At 64.1% G+C, this 15,123-nt stretch carries 14 protein-coding genes and 2 tRNA genes; 7 read left to right on the forward strand and 9 right to left on the reverse strand.

Going from position 1 to position 15,123, the window contains the following annotated elements:
• Positions 1-6: 6 nt before the first annotated feature.
• The 5 genes from AM586_RS07655 to AM586_RS07675 all read right to left on the reverse strand — a co-directional run bounded on the left by AM586_RS07655 (position 7) and on the right by AM586_RS07675 (position 2,611).
• Positions 7-486, reverse strand: a complete 480-nt coding sequence (locus AM586_RS07655; RefSeq protein ID WP_047824126.1) for an RES family NAD+ phosphorylase — start codon at positions 484-486, stop codon at positions 7-9.
• Positions 483-986, reverse strand: a complete 504-nt coding sequence (locus tag AM586_RS28765; protein WP_047824123.1) for an antitoxin Xre/MbcA/ParS toxin-binding domain-containing protein — start codon at positions 984-986, stop codon at positions 483-485. The genes AM586_RS07655 and AM586_RS28765 overlap by 4 nt, the downstream gene beginning before the upstream one ends.
• A gap of 122 nt (positions 987-1,108) precedes the next feature.
• Positions 1,109-1,184, reverse strand: a tRNA-Asn gene (locus AM586_RS07665).
• Between the two features lie 85 nt (positions 1,185-1,269).
• Positions 1,270-1,345, reverse strand: a tRNA-Asn gene (locus AM586_RS07670).
• 54 nt (positions 1,346-1,399) lie between these two features.
• Positions 1,400-2,611: an amino acid aminotransferase gene (locus tag AM586_RS07675; RefSeq protein WP_047824122.1), complete on the reverse strand. Its 1,212-nt coding sequence runs from the start codon at positions 2,609-2,611 to the stop codon at positions 1,400-1,402.
• 106 nt (positions 2,612-2,717) lie between these two features.
• On the opposite strand from AM586_RS07675, the gene uvrB reads away from it, so the two are divergent.
• Both uvrB and AM586_RS07685 read left to right on the forward strand, forming a co-directional pair.
• Positions 2,718-4,802 carry an excinuclease ABC subunit UvrB gene (gene uvrB / locus AM586_RS07680; RefSeq protein WP_047824120.1) on the forward strand — a complete coding sequence of 695 codons (2,085 nt, stop codon included), beginning with the start codon at positions 2,718-2,720 and terminating at the stop codon, positions 4,800-4,802.
• Between the two features lie 137 nt (positions 4,803-4,939).
• Positions 4,940-5,431 (forward strand): ricin-type beta-trefoil lectin domain protein, encoded by a 492-nt coding sequence (locus tag AM586_RS07685; protein WP_047824117.1) that lies wholly within the window; start codon positions 4,940-4,942, stop codon positions 5,429-5,431.
• 7 nt (positions 5,432-5,438) lie between these two features.
• Here AM586_RS07685 and AM586_RS07690 read toward each other — a convergent pair whose 3' ends face one another.
• Genes AM586_RS07690 through AM586_RS07700 form a run of 3 tightly spaced genes read right to left on the reverse strand, consistent with a single transcriptional unit; the run spans position 5,439 to position 7,485 of the window.
• Complete coding sequence (locus AM586_RS07690; protein ID WP_047824116.1) at positions 5,439-5,912, reverse strand: FKBP-type peptidyl-prolyl cis-trans isomerase; 474 nt, start codon at positions 5,910-5,912, stop codon at positions 5,439-5,441.
• A gap of 12 nt (positions 5,913-5,924) precedes the next feature.
• Positions 5,925-6,521, reverse strand: a complete 597-nt coding sequence (locus tag AM586_RS07695; protein ID WP_047824113.1) for a MarC family protein — start codon at positions 6,519-6,521, stop codon at positions 5,925-5,927.
• A gap of 55 nt (positions 6,522-6,576) precedes the next feature.
• Positions 6,577-7,485, reverse strand: a complete 909-nt coding sequence (locus tag AM586_RS07700) for a LysR family transcriptional regulator (RefSeq protein WP_047824111.1) — start codon at positions 7,483-7,485, stop codon at positions 6,577-6,579.
• 116 nt (positions 7,486-7,601) lie between these two features.
• Between AM586_RS07700 and lhgO the strand changes: the two genes are divergently transcribed.
• Together lhgO and AM586_RS07710 are read left to right on the forward strand one after the other, a co-directional pair.
• Complete coding sequence (gene lhgO / locus AM586_RS07705; RefSeq protein ID WP_047824109.1) at positions 7,602-8,822, forward strand: L-2-hydroxyglutarate oxidase; 1,221 nt, start codon at positions 7,602-7,604, stop codon at positions 8,820-8,822.
• A gap of 41 nt (positions 8,823-8,863) precedes the next feature.
• On the forward strand, positions 8,864-10,186 hold the full coding sequence (locus AM586_RS07710) for an MFS transporter (protein WP_047824107.1): 1,323 nt from the start codon (positions 8,864-8,866) through the stop codon (positions 10,184-10,186).
• Here the strand turns inward: AM586_RS07710 and AM586_RS07715 are convergent.
• Positions 10,167-11,792 (reverse strand): methyl-accepting chemotaxis protein, encoded by a 1,626-nt coding sequence (locus tag AM586_RS07715; RefSeq protein WP_047824106.1) that lies wholly within the window; start codon positions 11,790-11,792, stop codon positions 10,167-10,169. The genes AM586_RS07710 and AM586_RS07715 overlap by 20 nt on opposite strands.
• A gap of 277 nt (positions 11,793-12,069) precedes the next feature.
• Here AM586_RS07715 and AM586_RS07720 point away from each other — a divergent pair, with 277 nt between their 5' ends.
• The 3 genes from AM586_RS07720 to AM586_RS07730 are packed head-to-tail and all read left to right on the forward strand — an operon-like array spanning position 12,070 to position 14,978.
• The gene (locus AM586_RS07720) at positions 12,070-12,819 is read left to right on the forward strand and encodes a gluconate 2-dehydrogenase subunit 3 family protein (protein WP_047824104.1); all 750 of its coding nucleotides are present in this window, start codon (positions 12,070-12,072) and stop codon (positions 12,817-12,819) included.
• Positions 12,820-12,841: 22 nt separating this feature from the next.
• Positions 12,842-14,611 carry a GMC family oxidoreductase gene (locus tag AM586_RS07725; protein ID WP_047824101.1) on the forward strand — a complete coding sequence of 590 codons (1,770 nt, stop codon included), beginning with the start codon at positions 12,842-12,844 and terminating at the stop codon, positions 14,609-14,611.
• Complete coding sequence (locus AM586_RS07730; protein WP_047824099.1) at positions 14,604-14,978, forward strand: cytochrome c family protein; 375 nt, start codon at positions 14,604-14,606, stop codon at positions 14,976-14,978. The genes AM586_RS07725 and AM586_RS07730 overlap by 8 nt, the downstream gene beginning before the upstream one ends.
• Positions 14,979-15,123 lie beyond the last annotated feature (145 nt).

Raw genomic sequence — 15,123 nt, forward strand, 5'->3', positions numbered from 1 at the left:
AGCGCCTCAGGATCCCGGGCGCATCAGCCTGGGATCGTAGCCCCACTTCCGGACCTTCCTGGCCTCGATGCGCCCGGCATCCGGATGCAGCGGATTGATCAGCACATTGCTCTCTTCGCCCACGATCACCGATGGCACGATCAGCACCGCGCTGCGATTCGCCTTCAGCCATCGGTCGCCCTCGTCCAGGCTCACCTTGCCGGCCGGGATCGCATCCCAGCCCACCGGCGGCGCGGGCATCCAGGTCGCGCTCTTCCACACCGCATCGGGAATCGTCAGCGCCACCAGGTAGCGGTTCAGCGGCAGGCCGCCCGCTTTCAGGCGCACGAAGGTTTCGAGGACCGCCAGCGAGATATTGCTGGCGCAGTAGAGCATGGCGTTGCCGGGCCGGTTCCAGCGGCCGCCGGACTGCTTGGCGCCCGCGCCTGTCAGGTCATCTGCGGTATAGCCGGGCGTATCGGTCGCGATGCGCCAGACGACGCTCACGCGTAGGCCCCTGTCTGCATCCTTGCGAGCAGTTTGGAGATCATCTCCTGACCTTCGATGGTGTCCATGTATTCGGCGGGCGTGGCGCCGCCGAGCGCCGGGATCGGCTCTTCCATCCAGTGGGTGAGCCAGCGGGCGGCGTCGAAATCCTTCATGAGGTCCGGATCGCCGGATTCTTCGAGCATGGTCTCGACCTGCCCGATCAGTTTTGCCATGCCGACCACTTTTTCGCTGTCTTCGCGCGACAGGGCTTCGTTGCGGCTGGCCTTGCGGTTGACGGTGGCCGTGGCGATGTCGAGCATGGTGAAGACTTTTTCCTGCTGTACATCGAGGCCGCTGACGAAGGTCTTGAAGTCGGCGGCCTTCACGCCGTTGCGGATCAGGTCGATCCGATCGACGGCAGTGGTTTGATAAAGCTCGCGGAAGTTAAGCCACCGGCCTTGATCGCGCGGCGCCTCTTCGGAGTTTCCTGGTAACCACTTCTCAGCAATCGCGTCCATGATTTGCTCCTTTGAGCAGAAATCTTAGATCAAATGAGCGAACAGTGCAAGGCAAGGGCCGGCGCAGCCGGCAAGGATAAAAGAAAAGGGGCGTCGATCGCTCGACGCCCCTTCTTGTATTCTGGCTCCCCGACCTGGACTCGAACCAGGGACCTGCGGATTAACAGTCCGTCGCTCTACCGACTGAGCTATCAGGGAATTGATGTTGCTATTATAGCCTTTCCAGCACGGCTTGCACAGGCCAACTTGCCTATCGTGCATGCCCGGAAAAGGCAGAGAATGTTGGCTCCCCGACCTGGACTCGAACCAGGGACCTGCGGATTAACAGTCCGTCGCTCTACCGACTGAGCTATCAGGGATCAGCACTCATGTTCTTCCGATCCGGCTTGCGCCGAATCGGAAGAGCCAAGAGTTTAGAGAACTTTTGCGATGGCGTCAACGACGCGATCGATGTTCTTCGAATTCATCGCCGCAACGCAGATACGGCCGGTGTCCACGGCGTAGATCGATTCGTCGCGCAGCTTGCCGACCTGGTCCTTGCTCAGGCCCGAGTACGAGAACATGCCGACCTGCTTGCGCACGAAGTCGAAGTCCTGGCCCGGGGCCTTCTCGGCCAGCTTCTTGACCAGCTCTTCACGCATTTCCTTGATGCGCACGCGCATGCCGGCCAGCTCGTCTTCCCACAGCTGGCGCAGTTCCGGGGTCGACAGCACCATTGCGACCACCTTGCCGCTATGGGTCGGCGGGCTGGAGTAGTTGGTGCGCACCACGCGCTTCAGCTGCGACAGGATGCGCGCCGCCTCTTCCGCGGTCGAACCGACCACCGACAGCGCGCCGACGCGCTCGCCGTACAGCGAGAAGGACTTCGAGAACGAGTTCGAGACCAGCAGCGGGCCGCCGGCGTCGACGAAGCGGCCCACCACGGCGCCGTCTTCGGCGATGCCCGAGCCGAAGCCCTGGTAGGCCATGTCGAGGAAGGGAATCAGGCCGTTTTCGCGGACGGCCTGGATCACCTGGCCCCACTGGTCGGCCGACAGGTCGGCGCCGGTCGGGTTGTGGCAGCAGGCGTGCAGGACGACGATCGCGCCTTCCGGCATCTTGCGCAGGTCGGCCAGCATGCCTTCGAAGTTGACGCCGCGCGTGGCTGGGTCATAGTAGGCGTAGTTGTTGACGTTGAAACCGGCGCTTTCGAAGAGGGCGCGGTGGTTTTCCCAGCTCGGGTCGCTGATGTAGACGTCCGAGCCCGGCGCGAAGCGCTTCAGGAAATCGGCGCCGATCTTCAGCGCGCCGGTGCCGCCGAGGGCCTGCACGGTCACCGCACGCTTCTCTTGAATTACGGCGCTGCCGGCCCCAAATACGAGTTCCTGCACAGCCTTGTCATACGCGCCCAGGCCTTCGATCGGCAGATAGGTGCGCGGCGCGGGTTGTTCCATCAACATCGCTTCCGCCTTGCGTACGCATGCCAGCAAGGGCACTTTTCCGTTGTCATCGTAGTAGACGCCGACGCCCAGGTTGATTTTGGCCGGATTGGTATCTGCATTGAATGCTTCGGTGATGCCCAGGATCGGGTCGCGCGGGGCCATGGCAATGGCGCCAAAGATGCTGGCAGGAGCTGTGGAATTCATCGTGATAGACTCAGGTTTGTCGGCTGGGTTCGCAGCGGTTGTATAGACAGCGGCATGATGTTGCACTGCCGCAGGCGGATTCCAATTCTAGCAAAGGTCTGAACTCATGGCAGAACTATCGGTCGCAAATACTCCCGCGCCCACCGTCATCACTTTCCCGAATTCTCCGTTCAAGCTGCACCAGCCCTTCCCGCCCGCCGGCGACCAGCCGACCGCGATCGATGGCCTGGTCGAAGGCATCGACGACGGCCTGATGTACCAGACGCTGCTGGGCGTCACCGGTTCCGGCAAGACCTACACGATGGCCAACGTGATCGCCCGTGCGGGCCGTCCGGCGATCGTGTTCGCGCCGAACAAGACCCTGGCCGCCCAGCTGTACGCCGAGTTCCGCGAGTTCTTCCCGCAGAACGCGGTCGAGTATTTCGTCTCCTACTACGATTACTACCAGCCGGAAGCCTATGTGCCGCAGCGCGACCTGTTCATCGAGAAGGACTCGTCGATCAACGAGCACATCGAGCAGATGCGCCTGTCGTGCACGAAGTCGCTGATGGAACGGCGCGACGTCATCATCGTCGCGACCGTGTCGGCCATCTACGGTATCGGTAATCCGGACGAGTACCACAAGATGGTGCTGACGCTGCGCGCCAAGGACAAGGTGGCGCAGCGCGACGTGATCGCACGCCTGATCCAGATGCAGTACACGCGCAACGAGATGGACTTCGCGCGCGGCACCTTCCGCGTGCGCGGCGACACCATCGACATCTTCCCGGCCGAGCACGCCGAGCTGGCGATCCGCGTCGAGATGTTCGACGACGAGATCGAATCGCTGCAGCTGTTTGATCCCTTGACCGGCAAGGTGCGCCAGAAGATTCCGCGCTTCACCGTCTACCCGGGTTCGCACTACGTGACCGGGCGCAGCACCGTGCTGAAGGCCGTCGACTCGATCAAGGCCGAGCTGCGCGACCGCCTCGAATACTTCCGCGAAGCGGGCAAGCTGCTGGAAGAGCAGCGCCTCGAACAGCGCACCCGCTTCGACCTCGAGATGCTGGCCGAAGTCGGCTTCACGAAAGGCATCGAGAACTACTCGCGCCACCTGTCCGGCGCGATGCCGGGCGAGCCGCCGCCGACGCTGATCGACTACCTGCCGAAGGACGCGCTGATGTTCATGGACGAGTCGCACGTGATGGTCGGCCAGCTCAACGCGATGTACAACGGCGACCGTTCGCGCAAGACGAACCTGGTCGACTACGGCTTCCGCCTGCCGTCGGCGCTGGACAACCGGCCGCTGAAGTTCCAGGAATTCGAGAACAAGATGCGCCAGTGCATTTTCGTCTCGGCGACGCCAGCCGACTACGAAAAGCAGAAGGCCGACAACGTGGTCGAGCAGGTGGTGCGTCCGACCGGCCTGGTCGACCCGCAGGTCATCGTGCGCCCCGCGCGCTCGCAGGTCGACGACCTGATGGGCGAGATCAACGACCGCATCGCCAAGGACGAGCGCGTGCTGGTGACCACGCTGACCAAGCGCATGGCCGAGCAGCTCACCGAATACCTGAGCGACCACGGCATCAAGGTGCGCTACCTGCACAGCGACATCGATACCGTCGAGCGCGTCGAGATCCTGCGCGACCTGCGCCTGGGCACCTTCGACGTGGTGGTCGGCATCAACCTGCTGCGCGAGGGCCTGGACCTGCCGGAAGTCTCGCTGGTGGCCGTGCTGGACGCCGACAAGGAAGGCTTCCTGCGTTCGGAACGCTCGCTGATCCAGACCATCGGCCGCGCGGCGCGTAACCTGAACGGCGTGGCGATCCTGTACGCCGACCAGATCACCGACTCGATGAAGAAAGCCATCGACGAGACCGAGCGCCGCCGCGCCAAGCAGATCGCCTTCAACGAAGCCAACGGCATCACCCCGAAAGGCGTGAACAAGAAGATCAAGGACATGATCGACGGCGTCTACAGCGCCGCCGCGGCCAAGAACATGGAACAGGCCGAGGAAACCGCGAAGATCGAGGGCATGAGCGAGAAGCAGATTTCGAAAGAGATCAAGCGCCTCGAGAAGCTCATGGTCGACCATGCCAAGAACCTCGAGTTCGAGAAGGCGGCCCAGGTGCGCGACCAGCTGCATGTGCTCAAGCAGCAGGCTTTCGGGGCGCCGGGGGCGGACAATGTGGTGTCGATGCTGGGCAAGTAAGCCTCGGCCTCGCCAGGAAAAAAGCGGCCTGCAGGCCGCTTTTTTTATCGCTGACATTCGGTTACATTGCCGGCCGCACACAGCAGGCGCCGCATGCTAATGTCGAAGCAACATCATCGAAAAGAAAAGGACTCGCCATGAAAGGTCGCCTCATCGCCGCCGCGGCGCTCGCCCTCCTCCAGCTGGCGGCCAGCCCCGCCTTCGCCGCGCCCGACACCAGCTACCTGCAGAACGAGCTCGACGGTCGCGGCCGTTGCCTCGGCACGGCCGGCCCGGACGTCGCCATGCTGGCGTGCGACAAGTCGCCGACCCAGCAGTGGTTCGTCACCCGCGGCGCCCTGCCCGGCTTCGACAAGTTCCATACGGTCGCGGACGGCGAAAGCGTCTGCCTGGCGGTGCATCCGGACGACCGCAAGAACGTGCTGGCGATGGAAGCCTGCAGCCAGGCCGACAACCAGCAATGGACCGTCAAGCGCCTGAACGAGGTGCCCCGCCTGATGCAGCTGACCAACCGCAAGACCGGCGCCACGCGCTGCCTGGAAGCGGTCCAGACCGGCCTCAAGCTGACGCCGTGCGGGCGGCGCCAGAACGGGCACCGCTGGCACAGCAATTACACGCCGACGATGTGATGCCGGCTTACTTCACGTCGAGCAGCTCGACGTCGAAGATCAGGTTGCTGTTCGGCGGGATCGGCCCCGCGCCCTGCTCGCCGTAGCCCAGCGAGGCGGGAATGATCAGGGTGCGCTTGCCGCCCACCTTCATGCCCTGCACGCCCTGGTCCCAGCCCGGGATCACCTGACCGCCGCCGAGCTGGAAGCTGAAGGGCTCGCGGCCGATCGAGGAATCGAACTGGGCGCCGTGCTTCTGCGGCGCGTCCGGCGCGTACAGCCAGCCGGTGTAGTTGACGACGACGGTATTCCCCGCCGCCGCTTCCTTGCCGCTGCCCTGCACGGTATCGATTTTCTGCAGCGCGAGCGCGGGCGTGGCGGCCGATGGGGCGGTGGCCGATTGCGGGGCGGCCGATTGCGGAGCCTCGCTGCGCTTACAGCCGGTAAGCAGCAGGCCTGCGGCCAGGAGGCCGAAGGCGCCGGCCGTGAACAGTCGTTTCATGATGATTTCCGTTTAGAGAGTTTTAACAAAGGCGCGTACGCCGCCCAACAGCATCTCGATCGACATGGCCGTCAGGATCAGCCCCATCAGGCGCTCGAAGGCCGTCATGACCTGGGCCCCGAGGGCCTTCTGCAGGCGCTCGGCGGCCAGGAACACGGCCAGCCACACCACGCCCACCGCCGCCAGCGCGGCCACGTGGATCATCACGTCTTCCATATTGTTCGAGGTGAACAGCAGCACCGTGGCCAGCGCCGACGGGCCGGCCAGCGCCGGGATCGCCAGCGGCACGATGAAGGGCTCGCCGCCTTCGCTGCGGCCCAGCACGCCGTCCGGGTGCGGGAAGATCATGCGGATCGCGATGATCAGCAGGATCACGCTGCCGCCGATACGCAATGAGATGTCGGTGAGCTGCAGCGCCGCCAGGAAGTGCCGGCCGAAGAACATGAAGACCAGCAGCAGCAGGAAGGCGATCGCGCACTCGCGCACCACGATGCGCGGACGGCGCGCCGGCTCCACGTCTTTCAGGGCGGTGGCGAACAGGGGGACGTTGCCGAAGGGATCGGTGACGAGCAGGAGCAGGATGAAGGTCTGGAAGAAGCTTTGGGTCATGGGATCGGGAAAGTTGTATATGGCAATCTTAACCGATCGGCATCCGGCGGCGGGCTTAAATGAGCAGGGGCAGGCGCGCATCCGCGAAGAAGTCGGCCACGCTGGCGGCCTGGCCCAGCATCTGGTTGACCAGCGGGCGCGAATCGCCGCGCCGCCATTGGAAGGAATAGGTCAGCGGCGTCAGCGCGTGCTCGTCCGTCAGGATGTGCAGGAGCTTTTCGCGCACCAGCTTCCGCGCCCAGCCCTCGGGCAGGATGCCGACGCCGACGGAAGCGATCAGCATGCCGGCGATGGCGCCCCAGTTGTTGCAACTGATCCGCTCGACCGCGGCGATGCCGTGCGCCAGCAGCCAGTCGTCGATCAGGCGCGTGGTCCCGGCAGCCTGGGGAAGCGCAATGATCGGCTGCCGGTCGCGCAGCATGGCGCGCAGGTCCTGGTAGCGCGCCGCCAGCGCCGGCGCCGCCACCCACACGAACTGCGCCTGCGTGATCGGCTGGGACAGCACCGTCTGGCGTGACGAGCGGCCGGCGACGATCGCGAAATCGAGTTCGCCGTTGTCGACCCGCGTTTCCAGCACCGCGCCGACGTCGACATACGGTTCCAGCACCAGCTTCGGGTACTGGGCGCGGACCTGGGCGATGAAGCGCGGCAGCCAGGTCATCGCGCTCAGTTCGCCCACGCCGAACACGCAGCGTCCGACCAGGCCCGCGCCCGGCGCGAAGGCGTTGCGGATCGCGGCCGCGCCGTCGAGCAGTTCGAGGGCGCGCGGCAGCAGTCCCTGCCCGGCCTCGGTCAGCACCGCGCGGTGTCCGCTGCGGTTGAACAGCGGCTGCCCCAGCGATTCCTCGAGCTCGGCGATCCGCTTCGACAGCGAGGACACCGACAGGTGCAGGCGCTCCGCGGCGATGGCGAAATTCGCGCAGGTCGCGGCCCAGTAGAAGGCTTCCAGTTGCTTGAGCGTCATTGGCTTGCTTGTTTCCTTTATCGAAACAAGTTTATCTTAAATTTTTCGCTTTTATTTGAATTCCTGATCATTAAGATGCTCTCTGTTACCCCGGCTGGGTGTCTGAAGAGGTATGCATGAGCACGGAACTGCGCAGGAAACGCTATGCCGTCATTGGCGGCGGCATCAATGGACTGTCGGTCGCCCGGCAATTATTGCTGGATGACCCGGATGGCTCGGTCACGGTGTTCGAAAAGGAAGCCGAGGTTGCGCAGCATCAGTCGAGCCACAACTCGGGTGTCGTGCATGCCGGCCTGTACTACGAACCCGGCGGCCTGAAGGCGCGCCTGTGCCGGCGCGGGGTGGAACTGGTCCGGGACTACTGCGGCGAACACGCGATTCCTTACGACGAATGCGGCAAGGTGGTGGTGGCGCTCGACAAGGAAGAATTGCCGCGCCTGGACGCCATCTACAGGAAATCGCTGGCCAACGGCGTGCCCGGCGTGCGCCTGGTCGAGCAGGACGAACTGCGCGAGATCGAGCCGAACTGCATCGGCATCCGTGCGCTGCATTCGCCGCACACCGCGATCGTCAGCTACGGCCAGATTGCCCGGCGCATCGCCCGCGAGATCGAGGAAAAAGGCGGGACGATCCGCCTGAACGCACCGGTCTCGCGGCTGATCGAGCGCGGCAGCCAGATCCATGTGGAGCTCGAAGGCGGCGAGGTGCATCCCGGGCATTTCGACCTGGCCGTGGCCTGCTCCGGGCTGCAGTCCGACCGCCTGGCGATGCGCTCCGGCGACGAAGCCACACCGAAGATCGTGCCTTTCTTCGGCCAGTACTACGTCATCGACGAGGCCTTCAAGTCGCACGTCAAGGGCCTGATCTATCCGGTGCCCGATCCGCGCTTTCCCTTCCTGGGCGTGCATTTCACCAAGCGCATCGACGGCCAGATGACCATCGGACCGAACGCCTTCATTTCGATGGGACGCGAAAACTACGACGGCAGCCGCTTCAGCATGCGCGACATCGCCGATTTCCTGGCCTATCCCGGCTTCTGGAAATTCGCCTCGCGCAATGTGCCGGCCACGCTGCGCGAACTGAAGACGGTGCTGAGCGAGTCGGTGTTCGTCCGCGAGGCGGCCAAGTACGTGCCCTCGCTCGCCGATGTCGGCGTCACCCCGGCGGTGCGCGGCATCCGCGCCCAGGCCATGCAGAACGATGGCGCGCTGGTGGACGATTTCGTCATCCGCCGCCAGGGCAACATCACGCACATCCGCAACGCACCGTCGCCGGGCGCGACCTCCTCGATGGCGATTGCGGAATACATCGTGCGCGAGGTCCTTCCGCGCCAATAAGCCCCCAACCATTAAAAAACAAACCAAGATCAGGAGACTTCATGGATATCCGCAAACCCGATTGGGAAACACCGGAACAGATGGCCGGCAGGCTGAAGAAAGTGGCGGCCGCGACCATCGTCGGCTCCATGCTGGAGTGGTACGACTTCTACCTGTACGCGACGATGGCCTCGATCGTGTTCAGCAAGGTGTTCTTCGATTCCACGGACCCGTCGAGCGCATCGATGAAGGCGTTTTCGACCTTCGCCATCGGCTTCGTGGCGCGCCCGCTCGGCGGCATGCTGTTCGGCTATTTCGGCGACCGTTTCGGCCGCAAGAAAATGCTGTACGTGACCTTCCTGGTGATGGGGCTGTGTACCGCCGCCATCGGCCTGATTCCTTCGTATGCGGTGATCGGCGTCTGGGCGCCCTTCCTGCTGGTCGCCATCCGCATCGTGCAGGGCCTTGGCGCCGGCGCCGAGCTGGCCGGGGCCGCCGTCACCTCCTATGAACACGCGACGGAGGAGAAGCGCGGCCGCCAGGGTGCCTGGCCGGCGCTCGGCCTGAACCTCGGGCTGCTGCTGTCCTCGATGACGGTCTACCTGCTGACGCTCGGCGGCGACAAGTTCCTGCTGGCCGGCGGCTGGCGCATTCCATTCCTGCTCAGCTCGGTGCTGGTGATGGTCGGCCTGTGGGTCCGCAAGAAACTGCCCGAGACGCCGGAATTCGACCATGCCAAAGCGCAGGAACGCCAGGCGCCCAAGGCCAGGCCGTTCAAGGAACTGTTCAGCACCAACCTGAAGGGCCTGGGTGTGGTCTTCTTCGTGGCGATCGGCTACAACGCCCTCAGCTATATCTTCAAGACCTTCTCGCTGGCCTACCTGACCCAGTTCAAGGGCGTCTCGGCAAACGTCACCTCGCTGTCGGTCACGCTGGCGAGCCTGGTGGCGATCGTCGCCGTGCCGACCTTCGGCTGGCTGTGCGACAAGTTCAGCAGCAAGAACCTGCTGGTCGTCGGCGGCATCCTGTCGGCCCTGTTCGCCTATCCCTTCATGGCGCTGCTGGACAGCGGCCAGCATTCGATGATCTACCTGGCCCTGATCCTCGGCACCGGCGTGCTGGCGCCGATGATGTTCGCGCCCCAGGGTTCCTACCTCAGCCGCCAGTTCTCGGTGCAGAGCCGCTCGACCGGGGTCGGCACGGCGCGCGAGATCGGGACCGCGATCGCCGGCGGCCTGGCGCCGCTGTGGGCGCTGTCGATGGTGGCGCAGTCGAGCACGCATTCCACCACCGGGGTCGTGCTGATCCTGGCCGGTTCGGGCCTGATCCTGGCCCTTGCTTCGCTATGCGACCAGGGCTACCGCTTCAGCCGGCATAAGAACTGAGGGCGGGACGCACCACCGCCGGCGCCTTGCGCGCCGGCGCTGCCGGCTGGGCCGGCATGTCCTTCAGCTTGAAGATGCGCATCGCGTCGGCCAGCTCGTCCGCCTGGTGCTGCAGGGTCTCGGAAGCCGCTGCGGCCTCTTCCACCAGCGAGGCGTTCTGCTGGGTGGTCTGGTCCATCTGGCTGACGGCTTCGTTGATCTGCTCGATCCCGAGGGTCTGCTCGCGGGTCGCGGCGCTGATCTCACCCATGATGTCGGCCACCCGGCGGATGCTGTCCACGATCTCTTCCATCGTCGAGCCGGCCTGGGCCACCAGCACGCCGCCGGTTTCGACATTGCTGACCGAGGCGTCGATCAGGGCCTTGATTTCCTTGGCGGCGGCGGCGGAGCGCTGGGCCAGGTTGCGCACCTCGCCTGCGACCACGGCAAAGCCGCGGCCCTGTTCGCCGGCCCTGGCCGCTTCGACCGCGGCATTCAGCGCCAGGATATTGGTCTGGAAGGCGATGCCGTCGATGACGCCGATGATGTCGACGATTTTCTTCGACGAGCTGTCGATCAGGCTCATCGTGTCGACCACCTGGCGCACCACGGCGCCGCCCCTGGCCGCCACTTCGCTGGCCGAACCGGCGAGCTGGTTGGCCTGGCGCGCATTGTCCGAGGTCTGCTTGACCGTCGAGGTCAGCTCTTCCATCGACGACGCGGTCTCTTCCAGCGAACTGGCCTGCTGCTCGGTGCGCGACGACAGTTCGAGGTTGCCGGCAGCGATCTCGTCCGTCGCACGGGCGATGTTGCCGACGCCGTGGACCACGTTGTGCACCAGGTCGCGCAGCGAATGGTTCATCTCGCGCAGGGCTTCCAGCAATTGTCCCGCCTCGTCCTTCGAGGTGACCTCGATCTCCCCGGTGAGGTCGCCCTTGGCCACGCGGCGCGCAACGCCGATGGCGGTTTCGAGCGGCTTGACGATGCTGCTGCGAAGCAGCCAGCCGCAGGCGACCACCAGCAGCACCAGCAGCACACTCAGGGCGGTCTGCATGCGCAGGCTGGCCTGCGCCGCCTGCTCGGCTCGCACGGCGCTGGCATCGATGGCCTGGCGCTGCATGTCGAGCAGGTCGCGCAACAGGGACTGGTATTTGTTCGAGGCCGGGATGAATTTCTCGTCGAGTACGCGATTGGCGGTCTCGACGTCGTTGGCTTCCTTGGCCTTGGTGACCGCGGCCTTCTGGACGTTGTAGTAATCGCGCGCATCGGCGATCTGCTGCAGCAGTTTTGCTTCTTCCGGCGAAGTCAGGAGTTCCTTCACCTTCTTCAGGATGGCGCCGGCTTCCTTGCTGCCGGTTGCCGAATCCGCGGCGAAGAAAGCGACCAGGCCGTTGTCGGCGCTTTTCGCGATCGCCAGCGTACGGCGCGAACCGCCGTAGATGGTGCGGTACCAGTCGCTCACCAGTCTCTCCTTGGCGAGCGGCAGCGCCATCAAATCCCTTGTCGAGGCGGTAATCTTGTTCAACTGCCACAGGCCGACACCGGTAATGGCGATCGAGACGAATAAGACGATCGCGAAGACGACCGCAATCTTTTTGCCAATATTGAGGTTTTTCATTATTAACATTTACGCTGGTTTGAGGCGCGAAGCGTCGGCCCTGGGGCGAACTTATCCGCATGGAAGGCGTCAAATATGCCGCATGAATTTCTTTACGGCAACAAAAATAGAAGAACTGTCGGCATCTACGCAACAAACCGTATCCAAATTCCGACAAATCGGTTTATGATTGCCCCATGGAAATTTTGTTTCCACCGGCAATTGTGAAGTTCATATTTACAGCGAGGCATCGGTTCACTGGCGCCGGCGACTCAGCTCCCTTCCGTTTTCACAGGATTCACACAGCATGACCGACCCCACCCAATCGAAGCCGCGCCGCGACTTCCTGATCAAGTCATTCGTCGGCGCAGCCGGCGCAGCGACCGCCGCCCTGCCGCTCGCGGCGCAGGCGCAGGCCGCCGGCGGCCAGGCTGCCCCGGCGGCTTCCCCCGCCGCCGCAGCGGCCGCCGCCGATGCGCCGGCGGGCTATACCTGGCTGCGCCCCGGCGAGCAGGTCTTCGTCGAAGCCCTCGTCAACCACATGTGCCCTGCGGACAAGCACACCCCGAACGGGGTCGACATGGGCCTGAACATCTACTTCGACCGTGCGCTTGCCGGTAACTGGGGCCAGGGCGACCGTCTCTTCCTGCAGGGCCCGTTCAGGCAGGGCAGCGCCAACCAGGGCTACCAGCTGGCCATGACGCCCGCCGCCCTGTTCCGCGCAGGCACCGAAGGCCTGGACGAGTATTGCCAGGCCACGTACAAGAAATCCTTCGACGCCCTGCCGCCCGAGGCCAGGGAACAGCTGCTGAAGGACCTGCAAGCGGGCAAGATCGCACTGCCGAACGGCGTGCCGGCCAAGCCCTACTTCGCGCAGCTGCTGCAAATGTTCTACGAAGGCATGTTCGCCGACCCAATCCACGGCGGAAACCGCGACAAGATGGCCTGGAAGATGATCGGCTACCCGGGCGTGAACACGACCAACAAACTGAATATCGTCAAGTTCAAGAACAAGCCGTACCGCCCGCAGCCGCTCGGCATCGCGGACGTCAGCTGAAGCAAACATCAAGGCAAACGCAATGAAAAAGATGAATGAAGTGGATGTCGTGCTGGTCGGCGCAGGCTGGACCGGCGGCATCCTGGGCAAGGAATTGTCGGAAGCGGGCATGACCGTGGTCTGCCTGGAGCGCGGCAGCCCGCAAACCTCGTCGGAAGATTTCACGGTGCCGCGCATGCGCGACGAACTGGCGCTGGGCATCCGCAACGGCATGATGGTCAACACGGTCGACCAGACCGAGACCATCCGCAACGAAGCCAAGGAAACCGCGCTGCCCTACCGCCGCCTCGGTTCCTACCTGATGGGCACCGGCGTCGGCGGCGCCTCGACCCACTGGAACGGCCACACCTGGCGCTGGACCGACGACGAGTTCAAGATCCGCTCGCGCTACGAGGAAAAGTACGGCAAGAAGTACATTCCGGAAGACATGACGATCCAGGACTGGGGCGTCACCTACAAGGAACTTGAAAAGTACTACGACAAGTTCGAGAAGACCGCCGGGATCTCGGGCAAGGCGGGCAATATCAAGGGCAAGAAAATCGCTGGCGGCAACGTCTTCGAAGCGCCGCGTTCGAACGAGTATCCGCTGCCGCCGGTCGAGCAGACCCTGGCCGGCGAGATGTTCGAATCGACCGCGAAGAAGATGGGTTACCACCCCTTCCCGCGCCCGACCGCGAACACCTCGCGCGCCTATACCAATCCGGACGGCGCCAAGTTCGGCGAATGCCAGTACTGCGGCCACTGCGAACGCTTCGGCTGCGAGTCGAACGCCAAGGGCGGCGCCCACATGACCGTGCTGCCGTTTGCGCAAAAGCAGAAGACCTTCGAGCTGCGCGCCAACGCCTGGGTCACCCGCATCGAGCGCGATGCGTCGGGCAGGAAGGCGACCGGCGTCACCTACATCAACCTGGTGAACGGCGAAGAAGTCTTCCAGCCGGCCAAGATGGTGGTGCTGACTGCCTATGCGCTGAACAACGTGCACCTGATGCTGGTGTCGGGCATCGGCCAGGCCTATGATCCCGCCACCGGCAAGGGCCTGATCGGCAAGAACTACTGCTACCAGACCGGCGCCAGCGCCACGCTGTTCTTCGAAGACAAGCTGTTCCACCCCTATATGTCGTCCGGCGGCACCAGCACCCTGATCGACGACTTCAACGCGAACTGGGACTTCGACCGTACGCCCTTCGGCTTCATCGGCGGCTCCATCATCGGCACCGTGCAGTACGGCGGCCGGCCGATCCAGTGGCACCCGGTCCCGGCCGGCACGCCGGCCTGGGGCAGCAAGTGGAAGGACGAGGCCGCCAAATGGTACGAGCGCGCGATGAACATCGGCGCGGCCGGCAGCGTGATGCCGAACCGCGGCAACTTCCTCGACCTCGATCCGACCTACCGCAACCGCCTGGGCATGCCGCTGATGCGCATGACCTTCGACTACAAGGACAACGAGCGCAAGCTGTCGGCGCACTCCGCCGAGATCATCAACAGGATCGCGCAGGCCATGAACCCGACCCACCTGACCCCGGCGAAGCCGCGCAACTCGTGGAACTCGACCGTGTACCAGAGCACCCACAACACGGGCGGCACCATCATGGGCACGAACCCCGGCAACTCGGTCACCAACAAGTACGGCCAGGTGTGGGAGGTCGACAACCTGTTCATCATGGGCGCCTCGCTGTTCCCGCATAATTCGGCCTACAACCCGACCGCGCCGGTGGGCGCGATCGCCTACATGGCGGCCGATATCATCAAGAACGTCTACGTCAAGAATCCAGGAAAACTCATCGATGCCTAAGTTCGTCAACTCGTCTGCAATCGCGTTCGCGGCCCTCGCCGCCCTCTCCTTCCACGCCCAGGCCGCCGACGAGCTCGGCAAGAAGACCTTCGAAACCTGCGCCGCCTGCCATTCGCTGAAGGCCGGCGAAAACGGCGTCGGTCCCAGCCTGCACAACATCGTCGGCCGCACGGCCGGCCTTGAACCGGGCTTCCGCTTCTCGGGTCCGATGAAGCGCAGCGGCATTACCTGGGACGAGAAGAGCCTAGCCGAATTCCTGCATGCGCCGCAGGAAAAGGTGCCGGGCAACCGCATGCCGTTCTCGGGCGTGCCGGACGACGCGGCGCTGAAGGCGGTGGTGCAGTATCTGGCGACGGCTGGCAAGTAAGGCCAAGACGTCGTCCCGCGCCACCAACGTCGTCCCCGCGCAGGCGGGGACCCAAGTTCGTTGCAGGCCACGATCATCTGCTAACAGTATTCACGCAAACTTGGGTTCCCGCCTCCGCGGGAACGACGGGTCAACAATAAAAAGG

The organism is Massilia sp. WG5, assembly GCF_001412595.2.
Taxonomy (GTDB): domain Bacteria; phylum Pseudomonadota; class Gammaproteobacteria; order Burkholderiales; family Burkholderiaceae_D; genus Telluria.